Raw genomic sequence first — 22460 nt, 5'->3', positions numbered from 1 at the left:
CCCATCATGACCGCCATGCCCAATCACCCCCGTCCCCGATCCGCAGCGTCCATTGCGGGACGAAAAGATGCTTCGCGTCCGCTGGAAGGCGGGGCGACATTCACCTTGCAGCACCGGCTGCAGCGTCTTGGCTGGCAAATGACATGGCTGGTGCTCGCCGCCTGGACGCCCTCGTTTTTCTGGCGCTGGCGCGGCATGGTGCTGCGGCTGTTCGGCGCAAAAATCCACAAGACTGCCATCGTGCGCGGCAGCGCGCGCATCTGGTGGCCGGGCAATCTCATCATGGGCGCACATTCCTCGCTCGGTCCCGGCGCGCATTGCTACAATGTCGCCAATGTCACGCTGGCGCCCTTTGCCATCATCTCGCAAGGCGCGCATCTCTGCACGGCGGGCCACGATATCGACCGCGCCGATTTTCCGCTCACGGCATCACCAATCCATATCGGCCCGCATGGCTGGATCGCCGCTGAAGCGTTTGTCGGTCCCGGTGTGAATGTGGGTGAAGGCGCAGTGCTTGGCGCGCGCGGTGTCAGTTTCCGCGATATGGAACCATGGACGGTTTATGCCGGAAACCCGGCAAAAGCCGTGCGTCAAAGACGAAAAGCCGTGTGATTGGGCTGGTTAAACCGGTCCCATCCGGCGCTCGCGGATAAGGCTATAGCCATTTCCGCCCATGATCGAGCCTGTCTTGCGCTTTTGATAGGACTGATAGGCATCGAGGGTTTGCAGCGCGATGCGCGGCCAGGTGTAATTGTCCCGAACCAGCTTATGGCCCGCCTCGCCCATCCAGACCGCCCGCGTCGGGTCGTCCAGAATCTGCATCAGCCCAGCCGCAACGGCTTCGGCATCCACAGCACAGACCACGCCCGCTCCCGCCTCGGCGACTTCCGGAAAATGGCAGGCATCGGTGATCACCACCGGCACACCGCAGGCAAGCGCCTCGGTAATGGCGACGCTGAAACCTTCCTGCCGGCTTGGCAGACAAAAACAGGCTGAGCGTTTCAGCGCAGCGATCTTGTCCGGGCCATAAAGCCCACCAACCAGATGCACACGCTTTTCCAGCCCATATTGGCGGATCTGCTCGCGAAAATCATGTTCAGCACCGCCATCCGGCCCCGCAACGACGAGATCGACATCTGGCAGGATCGGTGCAATCCGGCGATAGGCATCGGCCAGAATGTCGAGACCCTTCTTGTAATGCAGGCGCGACAGAAACAGCACAAAGCGCCGGTTCGGCAGTTTTGCCAGTGCTGCACTGTCGTCAGCGCCAGCGTCACCTTCGACTTCATTGAGGAAAATGCCATTTGGAATGATCAGGCTTGGCGGCTTCAGCCCCAAGGGTCGCATCAGCTCGATTTCATCACGATTGAGCGCCTGAATGAAGGCCGCGCCATCGAGCATCCGGCGAAAGGCCAGCGCCAGCGCCAGTTTCTTCTTCCACGATCGCTGTTGCATGCTCCACATATCGAGCATGCCGCAACAACAGATGCAGTATGGCACGCCGAAGCGACGGCACAGCATGGAAGCCCGCAGCAGATTGGTTTCCCAGACACCGTGCAGATGCACAAAATCCGCCGCACGGATTAGCGGCGCCATAGCCTTTGCCGCCCGGCTTCCGAACAGCATTTCCCGCAGATCGGGCATCGGAAGCAATAACGTCTGCACCTTGTCGAAATCCGGTATGGTTTCGGCGGCCTTGGCCGCGCGGCGGTTCACGTCTTCATCGCTGTAGCTGACGATCGTCACGCTATGTCCAAGTGCTGCCTGCGCCGCCGCCAGCCTGACAATGACCGCCTGCGGGCCGCCTTTGGCGGGATCGTAGGAACCGATGACGTGAACAATCTTCATGCCGCCAATCTCCGTGTGTGCTGCGAAAGGGCTGCGACAAGACGCTCGCCATAACGCGCCACCGTATAATCGGCGGCGCGCTCACGTGCGCTGTCGCTCATCCGTGCCAGCATGGCCGGATTGCCAGTCAGTTGTTTGAGAATTTCCGCCGTCTCGGCCACGTCGCGTATCGGCACAATGTAGCCATCAATGCCATGCCGCACGACGCTGCCGGTATTGTCCGTGCAAATGACCGGCAAGCCTGCCGCCAGCGCTTCATAGACGGCGGTGGCCGACCCTTCGCAAAGCGATGGCAACAGGAACACATCCGCCCATTCGAACTGCGCCTGCATTTCGCTGCGCGGGATCGGGCCGGTCAGCTCCACGCTGGCCGACAGGGTCGCAACAGCTTCCGGCTGCACGTCAATCGGCCCGACCATGCGAAACTGCGCGATATCCCGCACAGCCCTCGCAACCGCGCCCACATAGGGCGAGCCCTTGCGCAACCCGACTGCACCGACCGTCAGCACCCGCAACGGCCCCGGCGCGCGCAGCGATTGATTGAGCGGAAAGCGCTTGTCCACCCCATAAGGCACGACCACCACCTTATCCGGCTGGCATCCGGCCTCGATTACATGGCGCGCCACAAAGTCCGACGGACAGACCACCGCGTCGGCAATGGCCCATTCCGCCCTTTCACGTGCTGCAAAATCATCGGCATGCACATCGTCGGCAGCGGACACATGCCAGCCGGGATTGAGCACTTCCTCTTCGCAGGCCAATTGATCGACCACAGTGCGCGGCGCGATCATCTGTTCAACGGCAGTCCATAATCCTGCCTGTCGCGCAGCGGTCAGCTGCTCCAGCGCCTCACCGCTGAACGCGTAAACCCCGCTTGCCCCGTGAAAACCGCTGTCCGCCACCAATTGCCCAAATCGCTGTCCGGCCCAGATGGCGTTGGCGGTCGATTTCGGCCCGGTCTGGTTGGCAAGCCTGCGCACGGCGGAATGCAGGCCGAAGCCCGGAAAAGTCGTCATCCGCTCCTGCGGGATGCCCTGCGGCGCACGCCCGATCAACCGCCGCACGGCGGTTGGAAGCATGGTGGGCGGCAGACCGTTCAAAAGACGCGGCCAGCCCTGCAAGGCGCAAATATCGGTATAGAAATGCGCGAGCCTTTGCCGGTCGGCAAAAATGCGCGGTACGGCATAATGCATACGCGCCCCAAGCTGGGTGACGACAACTGAGCCATCCATCATCGAAGCTCTCCCGACTGGAATTTGCGATCCAGAACCGGCATTGCTGCCGGCACGCTTTTCTCTTCCAGACGCCCCACCGCCGATTGCCACATGGCCGCGCCATATTCGCGGGAATAGGCGGTTTCCATCAGATAGCGTGCATTGTTACCCATGGTCATGCGGCCAACCGCCGAATGGCGCATATGCAAAACGGCCTCGACCAGACGGTCCACCTCGCCCGGACGCAATGCTGCGCCGCATTCGAAATCACGAACGATGGAGCCTATCTCGCCATCGGGGTCGCCAATGAAGATTGTCGGACGCCCCGCTGCCAGCACCCCGTAGAACTTGCTCGGCACGATGCAATGTTCCAGTTCTGGCTTAAGCGACACCAGATGGACATTGGCAGCGCCGAGGCTTTCGGAGAGTTTTTCGACCGGTTGAAACGGCTTCATCATCACATTGGTCAAGCCGCGCCGTTTGACTTCGCTTTCGACAAAGCCCCGCTGCTGCCCCTCGCCGATCATCAGGAAAACAACGCTTTTCATATGTTTCAGCCGCTCGGCTGCGTCGAGAACGGTCTGGAATTCATGCGCCCGACCGAAATTACCGGAATAGCCGATGACGAATTTTCGCCCCAGCCCCCAGGCGCGGCGCAGCGGATTTTCCGAAGGGGCTACCGGCATGATCTCGTTGCGATCCGCCCAGTGATGCACAACGCTCAAATTCTCGCGCGCTATGCCCGTTGAAGCAAGATAGCGCGACATGCGCTCAATGGGGCAGATCGTCAGTGCCGACTGGCGCATGGACCAGTTGCGCAGCGCCAGCGTCAGCCTTGCCGATGCGCTGCCCGGTTTAACCAGACCAAGCTCGATTGCCGTTTCCGGGAAAAGATCCATCACCCAGTTGACAAGCTTTGCCCGCCGAAGCCGGATCGGCAATGCTGCCGAAACCGACAGCAAGGGCGGATCGGTGCAGATCACGCAGATATCGTCCTTGCGGGCATGGGTCGCGAACCAGGCCGCAGCGGAAAGATGGAAGGTGGCATAATCGACCGCCCGCCCGGCCAGTTTTCCGCGACCAAAGCCTGAGGTCCAGATGCGATGCACATCGACACCATCAATCGTCTCACGCGCGGGCAAGGTTTCCCTGCGGTTGTCATGGAAACTGCGGCTGGTCAGAATCGCCGTTTCAATGCCCTCGCCCACAAGCGTCTGCGCCAGACTGGAGACCATGCGACTTGTCGCGGACTGGTCCGGATAAAAATAACGATTGGCAAGCACAACGCGCATGAGCCCCGTCTCCCGTCTTTTCGACCTCATGGAAGTAGCATCGCAACAGCGGGTCGTTCATCGCAAGAAACCCAAAGGCATGGGCGGCACGCCAAGCGGGCGAAGTGCCTACCTCTTTGGGTGCATCGGGTCATAGCGGACACCATCACCGCTTCACCCGAAGAGGGTTAGGCACAGCCGTGCTTGCCGTTTTGGAGCCGTTCTGCCGCGACACGAAATCGGTAACATGGTCTCATGGATATTCAGGACGGAGGGCAGTCCCTTGAACGATAGATTGCACGATAGCTTGCATGATAATCAGCGTGAGAAAACCGCGCTCATCATCGGTGTTACCGGCCAGGATGGCGCCTATCTGAGTGAGCTTCTGCTCAAGAAGGGCTATCGCGTTCATGGTCTGAAGCGGCGTTCGTCCTCGTTCAATACCGGGCGTATCGACCATCTCTATCAGGATCCGCACGAGGAAGACGTGCGCTTTCGCCTGCATTTCGGCGACTTGACCGACGCCACCAATCTATGCCGCGTCATACAGGAAGTGCGCCCCGACGAGATTTACAATCTCGGCGCGCAAAGCCATGTGCAGGTGAGTTTCGAAACGCCGGAATACACCGCCAATACGGATGCGCTCGGCACGCTGCGCCTCCTGGAATCCATCCGTATTCTCGGCCTTGGCAAGACTTGCCGCTTCTATCAGGCTTCAACCTCCGAGCTTTTCGGCAATTCCTCGCCACACGCGCAGAACGAGCATACGCCGTTCATGCCCCAGAGCCCTTATGCAACGGCCAAGCTCTATGCCTATTGGACCACGGTGAATTATCGCGAGGCCTATGGTTTCCACGCCTCGAACGGCATCCTGTTCAACCATGAAAGCCCGCTGCGCGGTGAGACTTTCGTTACCCGCAAGATCACCCGCGCCGTCGCGGCCATCGAGCGCGGTTTGCAGGACAAGCTGCGTCTTGGCAATCTGAATGCCCGCCGCGACTGGGGCCATGCCCGCGATTATGTGGAGGGCATGTGGCGCATCCTGCAGGAAGAGACACCGGATGATTATGTGCTCGCCACCGGCGAGACCCATACGGTGCGTGAATTTGTCGAACATGCCTTCAAGGCCGTCGACAAGCAGATTGAATGGAAGGGCGATGGCGTGGAGGAAATCGGCATTGACCGGAAGACCGGCAATTGCCTGATCGAGATCGACCCGCGCTATTTCCGTCCGAATGAGGTGGATTTCCTGTTGGGCGACGCATCGAAAGCCCATAGCCGCCTTGGCTGGCAGCACACGACCGGCTTCGACAGCCTTGTTGCCGAGATGGTGGATTGGGATTTGCGCAATATCATGCGGGAGGCTGGGCGCAATGACTTCTATGGACATTAACGGGACCGCAGAACCGGTCTATTCGCTGGCAGGCAAGAAGATTTTCGTCGCCGGGCATACCGGCATGGTCGGTTCGGCCATCCTGCGCCGCCTGCACGGCACGGATTGCGACATCATCACTGCCGCGCACAGCGCGCTGGACCTGACCCGTCAGGGACCAACCGAGAACTTCATTACCGGGCGCAAACCTGATGTCATCATCATTGCGGCGGCCCATGTCGGCGGCATTCTTGCCAATGCGCAATCCCCCGCCGATTTTCTCTATGACAATCTCGCCATCGGCATAAATGTCATCCACGCCGCGCACCAGACCGGCGTGGAACGCCTGCTCTGGCTGGGGTCTAGTTGCATCTACCCGCGCGACGCGGCGCAACCGCTGACCGAAGACGCCCTGATGATGGGGCCGCTTGAAGCGACCAACGAAGCTTATGCCATCGCCAAGATTGCCGGGCTGAAATATGCCGAGGCCTGCGCGCGCCAGTTCGGTGACTGCTTCATGACGGCAATGCCGACCAATCTCTACGGTCCGAATGATAATTTCGACCTGAAAACGTCGCATGTGTTGCCAGCGTTGATGCGCCGAATCCATGAAGCGAAAATCATGGGTGCAGAGCAGGTGACCCTATGGGGCAGCGGCACGCCGCTGCGCGAATTCCTGCATGTTGATGATCTGGCCGAGGCCTGCCTGCATCTCTTGCAGTTTCACCATGGGTTCGAGCCGGTCAATATCGGCTCCGGCGAGGAAATATCGATCAAGGATCTGGCGCTGCTGATTGCCCGTGTCGTGGGCTATGAGGGCCGGTTCGAGCATGATCTGAGCAAGCCGGATGGCACGCCGCGCAAGTTCCTCGATACATCCCGCATGGCCGCACTCGGCTGGAGGCCACGCATCAGCCTCGAAGATGGCCTACGCGCCGTCTATTCCGCCTGGGTGGAAGAAAGCGCTGAAGCCGTCGCGGCATAGAGGACCTGTTTCACCCATTATCGCCCACACCCTCATGCTGAGGAGGCGCGCAGCGCCGTCTCGAAGCACGAGGGTTCCAGATGGAAATTGATATGTTTGCCAGCCGTTTCCCGTCCTTCGAGACGCCGCCTGCGGCGGCTCCTCAGCAACCGTGTTGTTGAGAGGTCCAAGGAGTTCGCCTTCGCAGGATGGTGTTAAGAATGGTTGCGAGCTTTCGCATGGCGGCGACGATGGCGACCTTTGGCGGTTTTCCGGCATCGCGCAGCCTTGTGTAGAAGATCTTGATTGTTGTCGAGCAACGAATGGCCGACAGGGTGGCCATGTAGAGTGCGCAACGCACGGTAGTGCGGCCACCGCCGATATGGCGCTGCCCGCGCATCATGCCGCTGTCATAGGCTATAGGAGCAACCCCTATCAGAGCGGCGAGCTTCTTGTCATCAATGCTGCCCAGTTCCGGCAGTTCGGCGATGAGAATGGCGGCTGTTGTCTCGCCGATGCCGGGTACCGAGAGCAGGAGGTTGCGCCGTTCTGCCATCTCGGGTTCAGCCTCGATGGCCAAGGCGATAGCCGTGTCGATGCGGATGAGCTGCGCCTTGAAGGAGGCAAGCAACTCATGGATGAGAGCGGCGATGTCTGCAGATGCATGTTCGAGGCGGTTCTTCTCGGCAATGGCCATGTCGATGAGTTGGCGGCGGCGTGTCACCAGCGCGGCCAAGGCAATGCGGCCGTCGTCGATATGGGGGATCTGTGCCGGCCGCATCGCCTTGGCGAAGTGCAGGATGACCCGCGCATCGACCCGATCGGTCTTGGCCAACCGACCGCTGGCTCTGGCAAAGTCGCGGACCTGGCGGGGATTAACGACGGCAACCGCAATGCCAACCGCCGCCAACGTGCGCACCATAGGCGTCTCGTAGCCGCCAGTTGCTTCGACAACGACCAGACTGGCTCCCGCTACCGCGGCTGCGAGTTCATGGCAGCCTGTCACATCGTTGTTCCATCGCGCCACCGATGTGACCCCGTAGCGCGCAACATCCAGATAGGCCTTGGAGACATCTATCCCGACCATAAAATCCTGTGAGGCATCCATGGGTGCTCCTCCTTGCAACGCGGGCTCAAAGCCCAGCCAACCGTTCGAGCGAAAGGATGCAACGGAGGCGCTTGCTGAGGCACGGGGTCAAGTCCCAAGGATGACACGCGCCTCCGTCACGTCACCTATTTTACACTATCGACAACGTACAAGGATGAGGGAAAAGGATCACTACGACGGCGACGTGTTGATTTTGCTCATATCGAGTTCGATACGCAGAATATCGCCCGGTTTGATTTCCGTCCGCTCGTTGCCGACGATGTCCTGAAACGAGCCATTGACGTTGCGGCTGATCGTGAAGATCAGCTTCTTGCGCATATCGGATGATGAGATATTGCCGGAAGACTTGGCGATTTCCGCCATGGTCTGGATTTGCGCGCCGCTGCGCCGCTCCATCCGCGCCAGATTGAGATCGACCTCCTGCAAGCTGGTTGCCGCATCGCTGCGCCGGACCTCTTCCAGATTGGCGATACGCTGCTGCACGGCGAGCTGGTTTTGCCGCGCCCGCGCCAGAAATGACGCCAGCTCCAGCGCATCTCGGCGGGTCGCCGACAGGTCACGTTCCTGATCACGCAGGTTCGATTTGGCGGCAAGGCCGCGATCGACCAACGACCGGCTGGAATCTACATTTTCCTGCAACAGCTGGATTTCGGAATCATGCAGCTTGATGCTTTCCTGCAATGTGCGGATTTCATCGCCATAACTTGCGACCTGCGCTTCCAGTGCCTGCCGCTCGGCTTTCATATTGGTGCGGCGCACGTCGAACAGCGTGCGTTCGCCTTCCAGCATATGCTGGACCATCACCTGATCGTCTTTCGATACGTTGGATTGCTGCGATGGCGTGTAGTCGAACTCGCCCCCCTGCAATTCGGCAGCCAGGCGCGCACGGCGGATTGTCTGGGCGGCAATCTGCAATTGCAGATCGGAATATTCCTGCTGTGCAGCGATCAGCTGCATCCCTGCGGTCATGGCGGGCGCTTCGCCCTTGCCCGCGCCACCGCCGAGCGCCATCAGTTCCAGCGCGACCATACCCGGCCTGTACTCATATTTGCCGGGCGACTTGATATCGCCGACAACAAAGACCGGCGCATATTGATTGATCGTCGCCGTCACCGTCAGACCCGGAATATGCTGCGACAGGGATGCGGCGATCCTCTCACTGATTTCAATCGTCGTCAGTCCGCGCACGGAAACGTTGCCGACAACCGGGTAACCGATATTGCCATCCACATCGACGGGATAGAGCCCGGTGAGGGAAGGTTGGCCATAAACCGTGACTTGCAGCACGTCATTCGCTCCGACGCGGTAAATCTGCCCCTCGGCCAGCGCCAGATTGCCCGCGCCGAACAACAGCGCGGCGGAAAACACCGATGCCTGCAAATGACGGGCGAAGCGGTGCCTCTCTATGATCTTTGGCATGGCTCCCCCTCCTATATCTGTCTCTGGGTCGGGTCCGGCACAGACCGGCCACGCTTGAACAGCGCCGACAGCAGGGCGCGGCCTGTCGCCAACGTGTCGGCCATCCTTCCCGTGTAGATCGCCGGGGCCTGACTGACGACGGCAAGCGCGGGCTTGCGGCCAAAAGAGGCCAGCGTCTGCACCAGCGCATTGGTTGCACCGGAATCGCGCCGGTCATCGCTGACCACAAGAAGTGCTGTATCCGTGGCGCGGGACATCAGAACCGACCGCTTGTCTTCCTTGAAGGGCGGCAAATCCACCAGGATGATCTTGTGATCGGCGCGCAGCTGCGCAATGAGCCCGCCCAGCCAGTCGCCTTCCGGGGCTGGTCGATGCGGCCTGATGATATCGATGCCCGAGCCATGATCGTGAATCAGTGCCGCACCACTCAGCTTTTTGGCTGTAGCGGGTGGCTGCAAATCACCAACAGGCAGACCGAAAGCCGCACAAAGGCCGGACTGGCCATTGGTCGCATCAATCACCGCTATCGAAACACCGCTCGCGGCAAATTGCTGTGCCAGCGCCGTGATTACCAGACTTTTGCCGTCGGTATCGGACAGGGAAATGACGGATAGAGCGAGTGAATCGCGTCCTCGCGTCAACGCCCGCAGACGATCGTGCACGGACTTGATGGCGCGCCCGAAAGCGCTGGCCGGGTCCAGCCCGCCATTGATCAGCAAAGGTACGGTCAGGCGCGGCGTTTTAGGCAGCAAGGTTGCCGCCGGAATTCCCGGCAAAGCGAGCGATGAAGTCTGCGCCGGTCTGATCCGATCGAAGGTCTCCTTCAGCATCGCACCCGCAACGGCAAAAAGCCCGCCCAAGCCGATGCCGAGCAGCAGCCAGTTGATCAGTTTCGGGCTTGCCTTGGCCATCGCCGGTTCGGCGCTGGAAATAAGCTGCGCTTCTGCCGAGGCGATACCGTCCTGCTCGATCAGTTGCTTGTACCGCGTCAGATAACTTTCATAGACAACGCGGCTGGCATTGGCTTCGCGGTCGAGCTGCGCCGCCGTTACCTGCGCCTGATTGGCGCTGGCAAGGTCCGCTTCAGCGGCTTTCAGCGCCTCTTCGAGACTTGACCGCCTTTGCCGGGCGATCTGGATTTCATTGCTAAGGCTCTGCACGATCTGATCGACCTGCCCGACAATCTGTTGTCGCAGCGCATCCCGCTCTGCCGTCAAAACCGGAATCTCGGCGCTTTTCAAAGCACCGTTCGATTGCAGCTCGCCCAGCTGGCGTTCAACACGCGCCTCTTCATTACGCAATTGCTGGATGGCCGGCGAGGCCAAAACTTCTGCCAGGGCCGGCGCATCGCTGCTGCCTTTCAGAGCTTGCGCAGTCTGCAACCGCGCTTCTGCTGACGACACGGCACCGGTTGCCGCGACGATCTCCGTATTCAAGGCCGCAACGCGCTGCGCCTGAAAGGTCATCTGCCCCTGATCACCCGCCAGACCGGATTTCTGCCGGAAATCTTCCGCCGCCCGTTCGGCGGTTTCAAGATCGTTGCGCAATGTGACCAGCTTTTCGCCAAGCCACTCGCTGACGCGCTTGGCCGCCGATTGCTGCACATCCACCTGATGGTCGAGATAGGCGGTCGCGAATGCATTGGCGACCTTGGCGGCATAGACCGGATCGGATGCACGATACGAAATGAAGATCGTATAGGAACGACCGTCGTTGGTAACCTGCAACCGCGACAGCAGAAGGTCGATCTGCTGCCGCTCCTGTGTCGCCGGATCGCTATCCTGCGTCGCCGCGGGCGGCACCGTGAAGCCGTCCGCCTTCAGGATATCGATGACCTTACGCGCCATCATCCGCGAATTGATGATATCAAGCTCGGAGCGCAAAACCGGGCTATCCTGCGGCAGCGGCGTGATGGCGCTTTCACTTGGAAGCGCCTGTAGACGGCGCATGTCCAGAACAACCACAGCCTCCGAGACGTAAGAGACCGGGGCATTCATATAGCCGAGGAAACCGGCCCCTATGCCCACGAGAATGGGCACGGTCAGCATCAGCCTTCTGCGCTTGACAGTGTCCAGAAGGTCGGCAACCGGCTGCCGCGCGCTTCCTGATGAAACGTCGGAGATAATCACAACAATGCTCCTTCACGGGAGGATCAGCTTGGATTGGACGGCTATTGCAGGTCGGAAAATGAAGTTTCCGAAGGGAAAAGCTCGTTGATGATGCAGGCTACTTCCGTGCGGTTGGTCACCTTGAGCTTCTTCATGATATTGCGAATATGCACTTTCACCGTGCTTTCGCGCAGCTTCAGCTCATAGGCGATGATCTTGTTGGCCTTGCCACGACGCAACGCATTGACGACCTCGGCCTGCCGCTGTGTGAACATGCCGCCCAGTGGCTGAATACGCTGCGCGCCCGTGTCGGTTGCATGGCGCAGCGCCAGAACACTGCTTGCCGGGACGAAAGTGCCGCCCGCCATGGCGAGACGCAGCGCTTCGATACAGACATTCAGATTGACCGATGTGGGGATATAGCCCTTCACGCCATGCTCCAGCGCGCGGACGACCTGCGATATTTCTTCCTTGTCGGCAAGGATGATCACCGGCGCAGGCGCGCATTCGGAAACGAGTGATTTCAGATAATTGCCGACCGCCGGATCGGATACTTTCTGCCCGCCCACATTGAAGAGAACAGCGGCAGCGGTCCGGCTACGACGCTGATGTTGCCATTGCTCGAAAGAACTGAAGGTTGCAATGGCCATATCGGCGCAATTATTGGTTAATCCATGCGCCAGACATTCGCGATCCAAGGCGCGGCTGTCTATGATGACGATCAGGGACTGTTCCCTTTCCTTGGTAAAGTCACGCTGGTCAGCAACGCGGCCCCCATACACATTGCGAGAGTTGAGGCTCTCGTCCTTATCCTTGAACTGTGCAGAAATATTCATTTTAACGCCCTCTGAATCTTTTAAGAACGCAACCCTCTTCCATGTTTAACCGCAGTTAAACACAAGGATTACATCGTGTTCTATTTTATGATTGTATTCAGTCGCCCTAAGATCTTGTATATTTCTTATTTTTCTAAATTATTGCCGAACTCCCCCGGGCTGTCATTAACCTAGATTAACGGGCGAATAGAAATATGGTTTAGGGTGTATCCGTTATTCTACCCAATTAGTGGTAGAAAATGCCCTCTTGCCAAATCATTGCCCCTCACGGAAGCTTGGCCGTCGAATATGACGCTTTTCGTGCAGGACGAGCCGGGCAATCATCCTGATATCCAAACCACGCACCGGGTAACGCCGATGGGGCTGAATAACGAAGACAACACGCTGCTCAATCTTCTCAAGAACCCACCCATCGATGCGACCTTCGAGGCGAATGACCTGAATGTTCTGCGATCGATGCCGGTTTCGACCAGGCACTATGCGCCACATACGATCATATCCAGACAGGGTGACTGGACGAATTCGGTGCTCATCATCAACAGCGGATGGTGCTGCATCTATCGCGACCTGCCGAATGGCGACAGGCAGATCCTCGACTTTCCGATGAAGGGCGACCTTTTGGGGTTCCGCACGGGATTGGGCTTCAACTATTACACGCTGTTTTCAATCACTGACATTTCGGTGCTGGAAATCAACCTCGATACGCTGGTTGAAAACATGCTGAAATCGGCGCGTCTGGCCATGGCTTTCATGGAGATGACGGCGCGCCAGCGCACCATTCTGCTGGAACATCTGATCAGTCTGGGACGACGCGCATCAGTTTCGCGCGTTGCACATCTTCTGCTTGAACTGGGCTATCGCGCGCGGGCCAATGGCACCGGCGACGAGAACGGCTTCTATTGCCCCATCACCCAGAGCGAACTGGCCGATGCGCTCGGCCTGACGCCGATCCACACCAACCGGATGCTCCGCGAACTGCGGGAGGACAATCTCTTGACCTTCCGGAACAATGAGGTGAAATTCCTCAACCGGACGGCGCTCATGCAGATTTGCAGCTTCGATGAAAGCTATCTCGCGGCCAATATTTTTGCGAGCATCCACAAATCCAACCGTTGAAGCTTTACTAGCCCTCACGGCATCCGCTCCGTTAGTCAGCATTATCGGCTTTGTTTATCAAATCTTATCCGTATAGAGGCCAATACTGCGCCTGAGCAATCAGACGAGGAAAAACGTATGGGCGGCGCGGCAAGCGAAGAACTCATTCACGTGCTCTATATCACGGCCATTGTCGCCGAAGCCATGACAGCAGCGCTGGCCGCCGGGCGTCGGGAAATGGACTGGATTGGCGTGTTCCTGCTTGGCTGTGTAACCGCCCTTGGCGGCGGGTCGGTACGCGATGTTCTGCTTGATCATCATCCGCTGTCATGGGTGCAGCATCCGAGCTATCTGGTGATCACCGGTTTTGCTGCTTTGGCCACCATCCTCATCGCGCGCCATATGCATCGCCTGCGGCAGATGTTCCTTTTCCTCGACGCTATCGGCCTGGTGGTGTTCACGGTGATTGGCTGCGGCGTGGCGCTTGGCATGAATATGCCGATCATCATCGTGATTGCAGCAGGCATGATCACCGGCTGCGTCGGCGGCGTGTTGCGGGATGTGCTGTGCAACGATGTGCCACTGCTGTTCCGCTCGGAGCTCTACGCCACCGTGTCAGTCGTCACCGGCGGCATTTTTCTCGGCGGCCTATATCTGAATGTGCCGCACGGTCCCGCCGCCTTCGTGGCGATGGCGGCCGGGCTTGTTCTGCGACTTCTGGCGCTGCGCTTCAACTGGAGCATGCCCAAATTCGTCTATACAAAGGACCTGCACTGACTGGAGTTGGGTCTATCGTTGCTTTTTCTGGCGGCGTGAGCGCAGCCAGAAAATGGCGAAGAAACCCAGCACGAAAACAATCGCGAAGATTGCGGCGGCCACATGCGAGCGCGCGCCCAGTGCCAGCATGATGCTCGGCACAAAATAAGCGAGTACCCCGAAACCAATCAGGATGACGGCGGCGGCGATGGCCGGATGGCTTTTCTGCGGTTCAGCCAAGATTTCGGAACTCCTCAAATCTCTTTATCTGCTGGCCGTCACTATCAAAGTTTTCCGGTGCAAGCCATGCCTGATAGGCTTTCTTGAGCGCAGGCCATTCACTGTCGAGGATCGAATACCAGGCCGTGTCGCGGTTCTTGCCCTTGGCCACCATATGCTGGCGGAAAATCCCCTCGAAGGTAAAGCCGAAACGCTCCGCTGCGCGCTTGGACGGCGCATTGTCGTTGTTGCACTTCCATTCATAACGACGATAGCCAAGCTCATCGAAGATATATTGCATGAACAGAAACTGCGCTTCCGTTGCCGCGGGCTTGCGCGAAATCAGCGGCCCCCAATAGATATTGCCGATCTCGATCACGCCATACACAGGATCAATGCGCATCAGGGTCTGGCGACCGGCCACCTTGCCACTGGCCTTGTCGATCACGGCGAAGAACAACGGGTCCTCGCTTTTTGACACCTTGTCCAGCCAAGGCTCGAATTCCGCGCGGGTTGCGGGTGGAAATTCGAACAACCAGGTGAAACGCTGGTCGGCGTCAGTCACCGACGACGCTGCAAAAAGCTCGTCGCCATGCTTTTGCGGTTCGAGCGGTTCAAGGCCCACATAGCGCCCTTCCAGCACTTTGCGTTCAGGTTTCGGGCGTGGCGTCCAGTTCTGCAAATCAGTCATGTTGTTCTCCCAGTCAGCAAGACAGGAGCATAAAAGCAGTGCCACGCAAACCAGATTATTGTAGCCGTTTCATTTTTACCGAATGGCAGCCCGGTCCACCGAGACAGCCTTCACCAAGGCAACCACCCGTTCGCCTGCCCGCAAGCCAAGATCGTCCACCGAGCGGCGCGTCAGACGCGCCTCCAGATGCCGCCCGTGAAAGTCGAGGGAGACCTGCGCGTTCGGCCCCTCGCCTGCTTCAATGCCCGTAATGGTGACCGGCAGCACATTGCGAATACTGATCGCGTCGGGCGCCTCCCGCGCCAGAGAAACGTCCCGCGCCCGCACGCGCAGTCGCACATGCATACCCTGTTTCAGCCCCGTATCCGTCAACTGGAACGACGCGCCACCAAGGTCGATTTCCGCCAGCTTGTAGCTCTCATCATAAGAGGCGACCGTGCCTTCCAGCAGCACGCCTGCTCCATCGCCTTCATCGATCAGCGGAAATATTTCTGCCGCCTCGCCGCTCGCCGTCACCTTGCCGCCGGAAAGAAGCACGATCTCATCGGCCAGCCGCGCCACTTCGTCTATCTCGTGACTGACATAGACAACCGGCACACGGCTTTCGTCACGCAACCGCTCGATAAAGGGCAATATTTCCTGTCGGCGCGCATGATCCAGCGATGAAAGCGGCTCGTCCAGCAGCAGCAGCGCCGGATCGGACAACAGCGCCCGGCCAATAGCGACACGCTGGCGCTCGCCGCCCGATAACGTCGTTGGGCGACGGTCGAGAAGCTGTTCGATGCCGAGAAGCGTTACCACCTCATCGAAGTTGCGCTTGGCCTGCCGGTGTCCCGCCCAGCGCGCATAGGTCAGGTTGCGCTTGACGCTCATATGCGGAAACAGGCGGGCTTCCTGAAAGACATAGCCGATGCGCCGCTTCTCCGGTGGCAGATCAATGCCCTTATCGGCGTCGAACAGCGCAAAATCGCCAACCGCGATGCGACCGCTTTCCGGGCGCAACGTTCCGGCAATCATCTTCAAAAGCGTGGTTTTGCCCGCCCCCGAATGGCCGAACAAAGCAGTGACGCCACCACCCGCTGCAAAATCGGCTTCAACGGCGAATTTGCCATTGCGGCCCTTGATGGAAACAAAGAGCCCACTCATTTGGCATCTCCGGCAAGCCTGCGCTGCAACCATTCGGACAGCACGACGGCTATGATGGAAATCGCAGCCGATATGGCAATCAGTCGGAAGGCTTCAGCGTCGCCCGATGGCGTCTGCATCAAAGCATAAATCGCAAGCGAGAGGGTTTGCGTCTCGCCGGGAATATTGGAAACAAAGGTGATGGTCGCGCCGAATTCACCCAGCGCCTTGGCAAAACCAAGCACGGCACCCGCCAGAACGCCCGGCAAAAGCGGCGGCAGGATCACGGTGAAAAAGGCCACAAGCCTGCTGGCGCCCAATGTCCGCGCCGCTTCTTCAAGCCCGCGATCCAGCCCTTCAATCGACAGGCGGATCGGACGGACGAGCAGCGGAAACGCCATGACACCGGCGGCAAGAGCAGCACCGGTCCATCGAAAGGAAAAGGACAGGCCGAACCATTCCTGCATGGGTGCGCCGAACGCCCCTCTTGCACCGAACAGGATCAACAGCAGATAGCCTGTGACCACCGGCGGCAGAACCAGCGGCATGGTCACAAGCGCCTGCGCCAGAGACTTGCCCGGAAAATCGAACCGGGCAAGAATCCATGCGACAAGGAACGCGACTGGCAAAGCGACGAGGATGGCAATTCCGGCAACCCGGAGTGACAGCAGCACGATCGGCCAGACGCCCGCTTCCATCATCACTTGCCCGCCTCCGCAGCGCCGACAAAGCCCTTGTCCTTGATGATCGCCTGACCGGCATCGCTTTCAAGGAAAGCAAGGAAGGCCTTGGCGGCATCGTTTTCATTCTTTTCAATGAGAGCCGCCGGATAGAGGATCGGCGCGTGGCTGGTTGCCGGGAACCGGTAGGCTTCCACCAGATCGGGCGCTGCAGCGCGGTCGGAAGCATAGACGATGGCCGCCTTCACTTCGCCACGGCTGACATATTGCAGGGCAACGCGCACATTCTCCGCGAAGACGCCATTCTTCTCGACATCTTTCCAGATATCGAGCTTTTCCAGCGCGGCCTTGCCGTATTTACCGGCAGGCACGTTGGACGGATCGCCCATGGAGAAACGGCCAGCGCTCAACAGTTCCTTGGCATCGGCCTTCGCCGTATCCTTCTGCGTGGCGATAACCAGCGCATTGCCTGCGATCACCTTGCGTGACGCCTTGTCGATGGCATTGGCCTTCTCGACATAGTCCATCCAGTCGAGATCGGCGGAAATGAAAATCTGCGCCGGTGCGCCCTGCTCGATCTGCTTGGCCAGGACCGACGAAGACGCGAAGGAAGCGACCACTTCCGTGCCGTCCTTGGCCTTGATCTGCTTGGCGGCTTCTTCGATCACATCCTTCATGCTCGCGGCGGCAAAGACCGTTACCTTTTCGGCGGCATGCGCGACCGAAGCGGTGTCAGCGGCAATTGTGATAAGAAATGCGGCGATAAGTTTTTTCATGACTACCCTCCATATTGCCCGTTTGAACGGACAAACACCATCATCCGCCGGAATGAACCGGCGCGCTTTTTTGCGATGATGGGTGTGATGGAGGCAAACGCGACCCGGATGCCGTCAGACCCTTGATGCACGGGCGTCCATGCAAAAGCCGCCCAAAATTCCGTAACGAATTCAGTTCGTTCCGAAATCGGCGTCACCATAATGCGGTGCAACTTGTTTGGCTAGTGGCTAAAGAAGGCTCAACTGCCGATATGCTTGTGTTGTCCACGCGCTTTGGCGAGACCGATCTGCTTTTGACGCTCGGCATAACGGGCGCGATCTTCCGGCGTGCGCTCATCATAGCAACCGGCGCAGGAAATACCTTCCTCGAAGAACTTCGACAGCTTGTCCTCTGGCGTGATCGGACGACGGCAGGCGCGGCAAAGCTCCACGTCGCTTTCGGTCAGGCCATGGCCAACGGCTACGCGCTCGTCGAACACGAAGCACTCGCCGTTCCACATGCTCTCTTCCTGCGGGACTTCTTCCAGATATTTGAGAATGCCGCCCTTCAGATGGAAGACATCGTCAAAGCCGAGGCCTTTCACAAAGGCGGTCGCCTTTTCGCAGCGAATACCGCCGGTGCAGAACATGGCAATCTTCTTGCCTTCCAGCTTATCGCGGTTCTGTTCTACCCAGTTCGGAAATTCACGAAAAGTCTTGGTCTGCGGATCGAGAGCGCCCTCGAACGTACCGATCGCATATTCATAATCGTTGCGCGTATCGACAACGACCGTATTTTCATCGGCAATCAGGGCGTTCCAGTCTTGCGGGGCAATATAGGTGCCGACGCTTTTCAGCGGATCGATACCATCGACGCCCATCGTGACGATTTCCCGCTTCAGCCGCACCTTCATGCGGTTGAACGGCATTACGCTTGCATGGGAATATTTCAGTTCCGGCTGGCTGAGTCCCGGAATGGCGGTGATGTGCTGGACAAGCTTTTCAATCGCCTCGGCTGTGCCAGCCACAGTTCCGTTGATCCCTTCGCCAGCCAGAAGCAGCGTTCCCTTGATGCCGTTTCCAAAGCAAAGCTGCGCCAGCGGCTCGCGCAGGCTTTCATATTGCGGCAGCGGCGCAAAGCAATAGAGGGCGGCGACGGTGAAAGGCAAATTGCTCATCGTTTGTGTCTTCTTTGAAAATCTACCCCGCAACTAATCCCCGGACACCGATAATTCAAGACAACTTTATCCTCGCGACCCCGGATGCGGCGAAAATCGCCACGAACACCACCGTCCAAGAGGAGAAATGCATGTTCGACAAACAGACCATCGATGCGATGACCGTCATGGCAAAACAGGCCGAGATCAATCCGGCGGCCTTGCTGGCGGTTGCGGAAGTGGAAAGCGGCGGTCGCGCGCTTTACGATGTGGATGGACAAAAGGAACCGGCAATCCGTTTCGAAGGGCATTATTTCGACCGCAGGCTTTCCGGGCGTATCCGCGACTATGCCCGCAAGAACGGCCTGTCCGCGCCGGAAGCTGGCAAGATCGCCAATCCGAAATCGCAAGGCGGCCGTTGGCTTTTGCTGGAACGAGCCATGGGTCTCGACAAGAAAGCCGCGCTGGAATCCACCTCCTGGGGTTTGGGTCAGGTCATGGGCGCGCATTGGGAATGGCTCGATTTTGCTTCGGTCGATGCGCTGGTGGCGGAAGCGCGCGGGTCGGTCGCCGGTCAGGTGCGGCTAATGCTGCGCTTCATCGAAAAGGCGGGGCTGGTGGAAGTCATGCGCGCCTGCGACTGGCGCAACTTCGCCAGACGCTATAATGGCCCCGCTTTCGCCCGCAACAATTACGACACGCGCATGGCCGCCGCCTATCAGCGCTGGCTAAAACAGCTTGGTACTTTCAAGTCTGCGGCCTGAAAACAACCTTGTCCCGGCTGTGGACAAGTGGGCCTCTTATATTTAAATCGATTTATCACATTGCGTGCATGTCCATTTTTGCGGAATCGTTGCACGTTCCGCAGAATATGCCGAAATACTCCAACAGCCGAGCGAGCCGATGCCCCAGAAAACCGATCTTCTCGTCCCCGTCATGAAAGGCCAGCCGGTTATTCCGGTGCTGCTGATCGACAAGGTAGAACACGCCGTGCCGCTGGCGCGCGCACTGGCCAAAGGCGGGCTTCCTGCCATCGAGATCACCTTGCGCACGGCAGCGGCGCTGGAAGCCATTCGCACTGTGGCTGATGAAGTGCCTGAAGCCATCGTCGGCGCCGGTACGATCCTCAACGCAAAGCAATATGAACAGGCGGCAAAGGCCGGTTCGCGCTTCATCGTCAGCCCCGGCGCGACGAGACAGATTGTCGACGCGGCCAATGACAGCGACGTGCCGCTGCTGCCTGCCGCCATCACGCCCAGCGAAATGCTGACGCTGCGCGAAGAAGGCTACACGCATCTGAAATTCTTCCCGGCGGAACAGGCCGGTGGCGCATCTTTCCTGAAGGCGCTTTCGTCTCCTCTGGCCGGAACCTTCTTCTGCCCAACCGGCGGCATCAGCCTCGCCAATGCAAAAACCTATCTCTCGCTGCCAAACGTCATTTGCGTCGGCGGATCGTGGGTTGCCCCGAAGGAACTCGTGGAAGCGGGCGATTGGGACGCCATCACCACGCTTGCACGTGATGCAGCCAGCCTGAAAGGCTGAGGTTCCTAGAGCATTTCCAGCAAAAGTGCGTAGCGCCTACGCAGGGAAATCAGTCCACTGGACTGATTTCTGATCCTGCTTCGATGCGTCGGATAATGCGTCAAAACAAATAGATAGAGCGGTTCCACGATTCCGTTTTAACCGGAACCGCTCTAAAACCGACCATAAAAAAGGGGCCTCCGTGGCCCCTTTTTCTTTGATGCCTTTGCGGCAATCAGTTCGTTGCGGTGAATTTTGCGACCGTCAGGAAGGTCACAGCATTGCCGCTGAACTTGTTTGCGCGTTCGCTGGGCAGATCACCCTGCTGGAAGCCAGCCGTATAGACCATTGCTGGGGCACTGCGCAGCGCATCGTTACGCAGAACCGGATTGGTGATCGGAGCCTTCTGCGCCATGGATTCCGACGACATTGCCATTTCTGCATTATGCACGGCTGCTGGCTGAACCACGGCCCGCGGCTTTGCCGAAGACGCTTTGGCAACACGCCGTGCGCCCTTGGCGGTGGTGCGAACACCCGTATCGACCGCCTTGCCAACTGAGGCAGGCTGCTTGGCGCGGGCTGCCGGTTGAACCGGTGCCGCGACAGGCGCCAGAGAAGCCGTCTGAACCGGAGCTGGTTTCATCTCCACTTTGGCGACCGGTTCGGAGTCGTAATCGTCGCTCGGCGGGGCGATCAGCTCACCGATTTCGTCCTTTTTGGACAGCATTGCGAGCTGGGTGTTGGGCTCGGCGCGCGGCGCCTGCTGCGGCAGGGGCAAAGCACCCGCTTCACCCGGATTCGTTGGCGAAGAACCCGCACCGGCCACAGCCACGGCATCATTGTCGTGATTATTGACCAGCGCTGCAATTGCATCCTGACCGGTGGCGACAGGGTGCTCACCCGGACGTTCCGGACGCTGCGACGGGACAACCGCTGCAATAAGCTGCGCCTGCGCATCGTCGCCTTCAAGCTGCGGACGGGCCGACGGGATCGGCACGAAGCCGGTCATGAGCGGCGAAGCATCCGCCACCTGGGCCGCCGCATCAGGATCGGCGGCGGCAAGCGCCACGGCATCCTGCGGCGCCATTTCAGGCTTGCGCGCCGGGATCGGCACATTCATGGCGACGACAGCGGCACCTTGCTCGGCAACAGTGCCGGTCTGCGCCTGCGATTCGAGTGTTTGAGCGTTCAAACCAGTCTCAGGACGCGGAGCCTGCATCGGAACCGGCGCTTCACGCGCTGGCAATGCGGCAATCATCGTTTCCCGCGGCTGAGCCGGAGCTTCTTCCACCGGCGCTGCGGCTGGAGCCTGCTTGGCCGGAGCCGTGGCGCGCGCCGGACGCGCAGTCGCTGGCGCCGCGACATCGCCATTATCTTCTTCTTCATCCGCACCACCGCCGAAGAGCGCGCCAAACAGCGTCTTGCTCTTGCGCGAGGACGACGAATTGCTGGCCACCATGACCTCGCCGCCGCCACCGGCCTTGCGCTTCTCGATCATGGCCAGCGCCTGCTCATAGCCCGGCAATGGCTTGCCATCAGCCGGAAGGTGGGCCGTCTTGCCATCCGGGAACAGTGCCAGAAGCTCGCGACGGCTCATGCGCGGCCAGGAGCGGACATTTCCGACATCCATGTGCACGAAAGGCGAGCCCGAGCGCGGATAATAACCGACGCCGCCGATCTGGTAGCGCATGCCGATGCCGCGCAGTTTAGCCAAGTTGACGCCCGGAATGTAATAATCCATCGCGCGACCCAGCATATGCTGGCTCTTCTTGGCGACGCCGCGCGTGCTGGAACGCAGCATGGCGTTGGTCGCAGGCGAGCGATAGGCCGACACCACATTGATATATTCGCGCGAGCCGGTGGACTGATAGACCTGCCAGACCAGATCGAACAGGCGCGGGTCCATCTTGGTCGGCTCATTGCGTCGCCAGTCGCGCAGGAAAACGTTGAGGCGCTTCAGCCCTTCGGGCACATAGCGGCCATTCTTCTTGAAGACGATTTCCGCCTTCTCGCCGGTATGGACGTAATAAAGTTTGAGGGCGCGGGTTTCAGCCGAAGCCTGCGTGGGAGAAGCCACAAAGGCGATTGCCGCCGCAAAAAGGGAAAACGAGAGAGACAGACGCGTCGTCGCACCGATCCGGGTTTTATTCCAGACATTCGCGAAACGCGCTTTCATGGTCGATATGCTGTTCATCGAATCGTATCGCCTTACCGTTTTGTCCGCCCCCAGAGGCTACAAGTCTGAAACTCGCGGCAACTGTCAGTCACGACAGTTGCAATTGGTCTCGCCCGCAGCTCTCTTTCCAAGTGACCTTTTCTGA

At 59.2% G+C, this 22460-nt stretch carries 21 protein-coding genes; 7 read left to right on the top strand and 14 right to left on the bottom strand.

Features of this window, described 5'->3' with window-relative positions:
• Positions 1-15 precede the first annotated feature (15 nt).
• The gene (locus HWD97_RS02835) at positions 16-612 is read left to right on the top strand and encodes a putative colanic acid biosynthesis acetyltransferase (RefSeq protein ID WP_371834740.1); all 597 of its coding nucleotides are present in this window, start codon (positions 16-18) and stop codon (positions 610-612) included.
• A gap of 9 nt (positions 613-621) precedes the next feature.
• Here the strand turns inward: HWD97_RS02835 and HWD97_RS02830 are convergent, their stop codons facing one another.
• Genes HWD97_RS02830 through HWD97_RS02820 form a run of 3 tightly spaced genes read right to left on the bottom strand, consistent with a single transcriptional unit; the run spans position 622 to position 4354 of the window.
• On the bottom strand, positions 622-1848 hold the full coding sequence (locus HWD97_RS02830) for a glycosyltransferase (protein ID WP_371834685.1): 1227 nt from the start codon (positions 1846-1848) through the stop codon (positions 622-624).
• Positions 1845-3080, bottom strand: a complete 1236-nt coding sequence (locus tag HWD97_RS02825; RefSeq protein ID WP_109368018.1) for a glycosyltransferase family 4 protein — start codon at positions 3078-3080, stop codon at positions 1845-1847. The genes HWD97_RS02830 and HWD97_RS02825 overlap by 4 nt, the downstream gene beginning before the upstream one ends.
• A complete protein-coding gene (locus HWD97_RS02820; RefSeq protein ID WP_109367697.1) occupies positions 3080-4354 on the bottom strand; it encodes a glycosyltransferase family 4 protein in 1275 nt (424 codons plus the stop codon). Before HWD97_RS02820 ends, HWD97_RS02825 begins: the two co-directional genes overlap by 1 nt.
• Before the next feature lie 286 nt (positions 4355-4640).
• Here HWD97_RS02820 and gmd point away from each other — a divergent pair, with 286 nt between their 5' ends.
• Positions 4641-5726 carry a GDP-mannose 4,6-dehydratase gene (gene gmd, locus HWD97_RS02815; RefSeq protein ID WP_109367698.1) on the top strand — a complete coding sequence of 362 codons (1086 nt, stop codon included), beginning with the start codon at positions 4641-4643 and terminating at the stop codon, positions 5724-5726.
• The gene (locus tag HWD97_RS02810; RefSeq protein ID WP_109367699.1) at positions 5716-6690 is read left to right on the top strand and encodes a GDP-L-fucose synthase; all 975 of its coding nucleotides are present in this window, start codon (positions 5716-5718) and stop codon (positions 6688-6690) included. The genes gmd and HWD97_RS02810 overlap by 11 nt, the downstream gene beginning before the upstream one ends.
• Before the next feature lie 142 nt (positions 6691-6832).
• Here HWD97_RS02810 and HWD97_RS02805 read toward each other — a convergent pair whose 3' ends face one another.
• The 4 genes from HWD97_RS02805 to HWD97_RS02790 all read right to left on the bottom strand — a co-directional run bounded on the left by HWD97_RS02805 (position 6833) and on the right by HWD97_RS02790 (position 12140).
• Positions 6833-7756 carry an IS110 family transposase gene (locus HWD97_RS02805; RefSeq protein ID WP_371830834.1) on the bottom strand — a complete coding sequence of 308 codons (924 nt, stop codon included), beginning with the start codon at positions 7754-7756 and terminating at the stop codon, positions 6833-6835.
• A gap of 192 nt (positions 7757-7948) precedes the next feature.
• A complete protein-coding gene (locus HWD97_RS02800; protein ID WP_109367701.1) occupies positions 7949-9196 on the bottom strand; it encodes a polysaccharide biosynthesis/export family protein in 1248 nt (415 codons plus the stop codon).
• An 11-nt stretch (positions 9197-9207) separates the two neighbouring features.
• Positions 9208-11325 (bottom strand): exopolysaccharide transport family protein, encoded by a 2118-nt coding sequence (locus HWD97_RS02795; protein ID WP_109367702.1) that lies wholly within the window; start codon positions 11323-11325, stop codon positions 9208-9210.
• A 41-nt stretch (positions 11326-11366) separates the two neighbouring features.
• Positions 11367-12140: a response regulator transcription factor gene (locus HWD97_RS02790; protein ID WP_109367703.1), complete on the bottom strand. Its 774-nt coding sequence runs from the start codon at positions 12138-12140 to the stop codon at positions 11367-11369.
• A gap of 357 nt (positions 12141-12497) precedes the next feature.
• Between HWD97_RS02790 and HWD97_RS02785 the strand changes: the two genes are divergently transcribed.
• Positions 12498-13256, top strand: coding sequence for a Crp/Fnr family transcriptional regulator (locus HWD97_RS02785; RefSeq protein ID WP_109368019.1), 759 nt, complete (start codon positions 12498-12500; stop codon positions 13254-13256).
• 117 nt (positions 13257-13373) lie between these two features.
• Positions 13374-14012 carry a trimeric intracellular cation channel family protein gene (locus HWD97_RS02780; RefSeq protein WP_109367704.1) on the top strand — a complete coding sequence of 213 codons (639 nt, stop codon included), beginning with the start codon at positions 13374-13376 and terminating at the stop codon, positions 14010-14012.
• Positions 14013-14024: 12 nt separating this feature from the next.
• Here HWD97_RS02780 and HWD97_RS02775 read toward each other — a convergent pair whose 3' ends face one another.
• From HWD97_RS02775 to HWD97_RS02750, 6 genes are all read right to left on the bottom strand, one after another.
• Positions 14025-14231 (bottom strand): hypothetical protein, encoded by a 207-nt coding sequence (locus HWD97_RS02775; protein ID WP_109367705.1) that lies wholly within the window; start codon positions 14229-14231, stop codon positions 14025-14027.
• The gene (locus tag HWD97_RS02770) at positions 14224-14901 is read right to left on the bottom strand and encodes a GNAT family N-acetyltransferase (RefSeq protein ID WP_371834684.1); all 678 of its coding nucleotides are present in this window, start codon (positions 14899-14901) and stop codon (positions 14224-14226) included. Before HWD97_RS02770 ends, HWD97_RS02775 begins: the two co-directional genes overlap by 8 nt.
• Before the next feature lie 75 nt (positions 14902-14976).
• Positions 14977-16047 (bottom strand): molybdenum ABC transporter ATP-binding protein, encoded by a 1071-nt coding sequence (modC, locus tag HWD97_RS02765; protein WP_371834683.1) that lies wholly within the window; start codon positions 16045-16047, stop codon positions 14977-14979.
• Positions 16044-16727 carry a molybdate ABC transporter permease subunit gene (gene modB / locus HWD97_RS02760; RefSeq protein WP_371834682.1) on the bottom strand — a complete coding sequence of 228 codons (684 nt, stop codon included), beginning with the start codon at positions 16725-16727 and terminating at the stop codon, positions 16044-16046. The genes modC and modB overlap by 4 nt, the downstream gene beginning before the upstream one ends.
• Positions 16727-17482 (bottom strand): molybdate ABC transporter substrate-binding protein, encoded by a 756-nt coding sequence (gene modA / locus HWD97_RS02755; RefSeq protein ID WP_371834681.1) that lies wholly within the window; start codon positions 17480-17482, stop codon positions 16727-16729. The genes modB and modA overlap by 1 nt, the downstream gene beginning before the upstream one ends.
• 239 nt (positions 17483-17721) lie before the next feature.
• Positions 17722-18639, bottom strand: a complete 918-nt coding sequence (locus HWD97_RS02750) for a rhodanese-related sulfurtransferase (protein ID WP_371834680.1) — start codon at positions 18637-18639, stop codon at positions 17722-17724.
• A 131-nt stretch (positions 18640-18770) separates the two neighbouring features.
• On the opposite strand from HWD97_RS02750, the gene HWD97_RS02745 reads away from it, so the two are divergent.
• Together HWD97_RS02745 and HWD97_RS02740 are read left to right on the top strand one after the other, a co-directional pair.
• Complete coding sequence (locus tag HWD97_RS02745) at positions 18771-19382, top strand: N-acetylmuramidase family protein (RefSeq protein ID WP_339438610.1); 612 nt, start codon at positions 18771-18773, stop codon at positions 19380-19382.
• A gap of 139 nt (positions 19383-19521) precedes the next feature.
• Complete coding sequence (locus HWD97_RS02740; RefSeq protein ID WP_109367712.1) at positions 19522-20160, top strand: 2-dehydro-3-deoxy-phosphogluconate aldolase; 639 nt, start codon at positions 19522-19524, stop codon at positions 20158-20160.
• 214 nt (positions 20161-20374) lie between these two features.
• Here HWD97_RS02740 and HWD97_RS02735 read toward each other — a convergent pair whose 3' ends face one another.
• Positions 20375-22315 carry a DUF882 domain-containing protein gene (locus HWD97_RS02735; RefSeq protein WP_371834739.1) on the bottom strand — a complete coding sequence of 647 codons (1941 nt, stop codon included), beginning with the start codon at positions 22313-22315 and terminating at the stop codon, positions 20375-20377.
• Positions 22316-22460 lie beyond the last annotated feature (145 nt).

It is taken from the genome of Ochrobactrum sp. C6C9, assembly GCF_022627935.1.
GTDB lineage: Bacteria > Pseudomonadota > Alphaproteobacteria > Rhizobiales > Rhizobiaceae > Brucella > Brucella teleogrylli.
Note: the sequence above shows the minus strand (reverse complement) of the source record. Positions and strands in the feature narration are given on the sequence as shown.

Bases quoted from the DNA above. Each gene is read 5' to 3' on its own strand.
- HWD97_RS02835 (WP_371834740.1), top strand. From the start codon at position 16: ATGCCCAATCACCCCCGTCCCCGATCCGCAGCGTCCATTGCGGGACGA.
- HWD97_RS02830 (WP_371834685.1), bottom strand. From the start codon at position 1,848: ATGAAGATTGTTCACGTCATCGGTTCCTACGATCCCGCCAAAGGCGGC.
- HWD97_RS02825 (WP_109368018.1), bottom strand. From the start codon at position 3,080: ATGGATGGCTCAGTTGTCGTCACCCAGCTTGGGGCGCGTATGCATTAT.
- HWD97_RS02820 (WP_109367697.1), bottom strand. From the start codon at position 4,354: ATGCGCGTTGTGCTTGCCAATCGTTATTTTTATCCGGACCAGTCCGCG.
- HWD97_RS02810 (WP_109367699.1), top strand. From the start codon at position 5,716: ATGGACATTAACGGGACCGCAGAACCGGTCTATTCGCTGGCAGGCAAG.
- HWD97_RS02805 (WP_371830834.1), bottom strand. From the start codon at position 7,756: ATGGTCGGGATAGATGTCTCCAAGGCCTATCTGGATGTTGCGCGCTAC.
- HWD97_RS02800 (WP_109367701.1), bottom strand. From the start codon at position 9,196: ATGCCAAAGATCATAGAGAGGCACCGCTTCGCCCGTCATTTGCAGGCA.
- HWD97_RS02790 (WP_109367703.1), bottom strand. From the start codon at position 12,140: ATGAATATTTCTGCACAGTTCAAGGATAAGGACGAGAGCCTCAACTCT.
- HWD97_RS02785 (WP_109368019.1), top strand. From the start codon at position 12,498: ATGGGGCTGAATAACGAAGACAACACGCTGCTCAATCTTCTCAAGAAC.
- HWD97_RS02780 (WP_109367704.1), top strand. From the start codon at position 13,374: ATGGGCGGCGCGGCAAGCGAAGAACTCATTCACGTGCTCTATATCACG.
- HWD97_RS02770 (WP_371834684.1), bottom strand. From the start codon at position 14,901: ATGACTGATTTGCAGAACTGGACGCCACGCCCGAAACCTGAACGCAAA.
- modC (WP_371834683.1), bottom strand. From the start codon at position 16,047: ATGAGTGGGCTCTTTGTTTCCATCAAGGGCCGCAATGGCAAATTCGCC.
- modB (WP_371834682.1), bottom strand. From the start codon at position 16,727: ATGATGGAAGCGGGCGTCTGGCCGATCGTGCTGCTGTCACTCCGGGTT.
- modA (WP_371834681.1), bottom strand. From the start codon at position 17,482: ATGAAAAAACTTATCGCCGCATTTCTTATCACAATTGCCGCTGACACC.
- HWD97_RS02750 (WP_371834680.1), bottom strand. From the start codon at position 18,639: ATGAGCAATTTGCCTTTCACCGTCGCCGCCCTCTATTGCTTTGCGCCG.
- HWD97_RS02745 (WP_339438610.1), top strand. From the start codon at position 18,771: ATGTTCGACAAACAGACCATCGATGCGATGACCGTCATGGCAAAACAG.
- HWD97_RS02740 (WP_109367712.1), top strand. From the start codon at position 19,522: ATGCCCCAGAAAACCGATCTTCTCGTCCCCGTCATGAAAGGCCAGCCG.
- HWD97_RS02735 (WP_371834739.1), bottom strand. From the start codon at position 22,315: ATGAAAGCGCGTTTCGCGAATGTCTGGAATAAAACCCGGATCGGTGCG.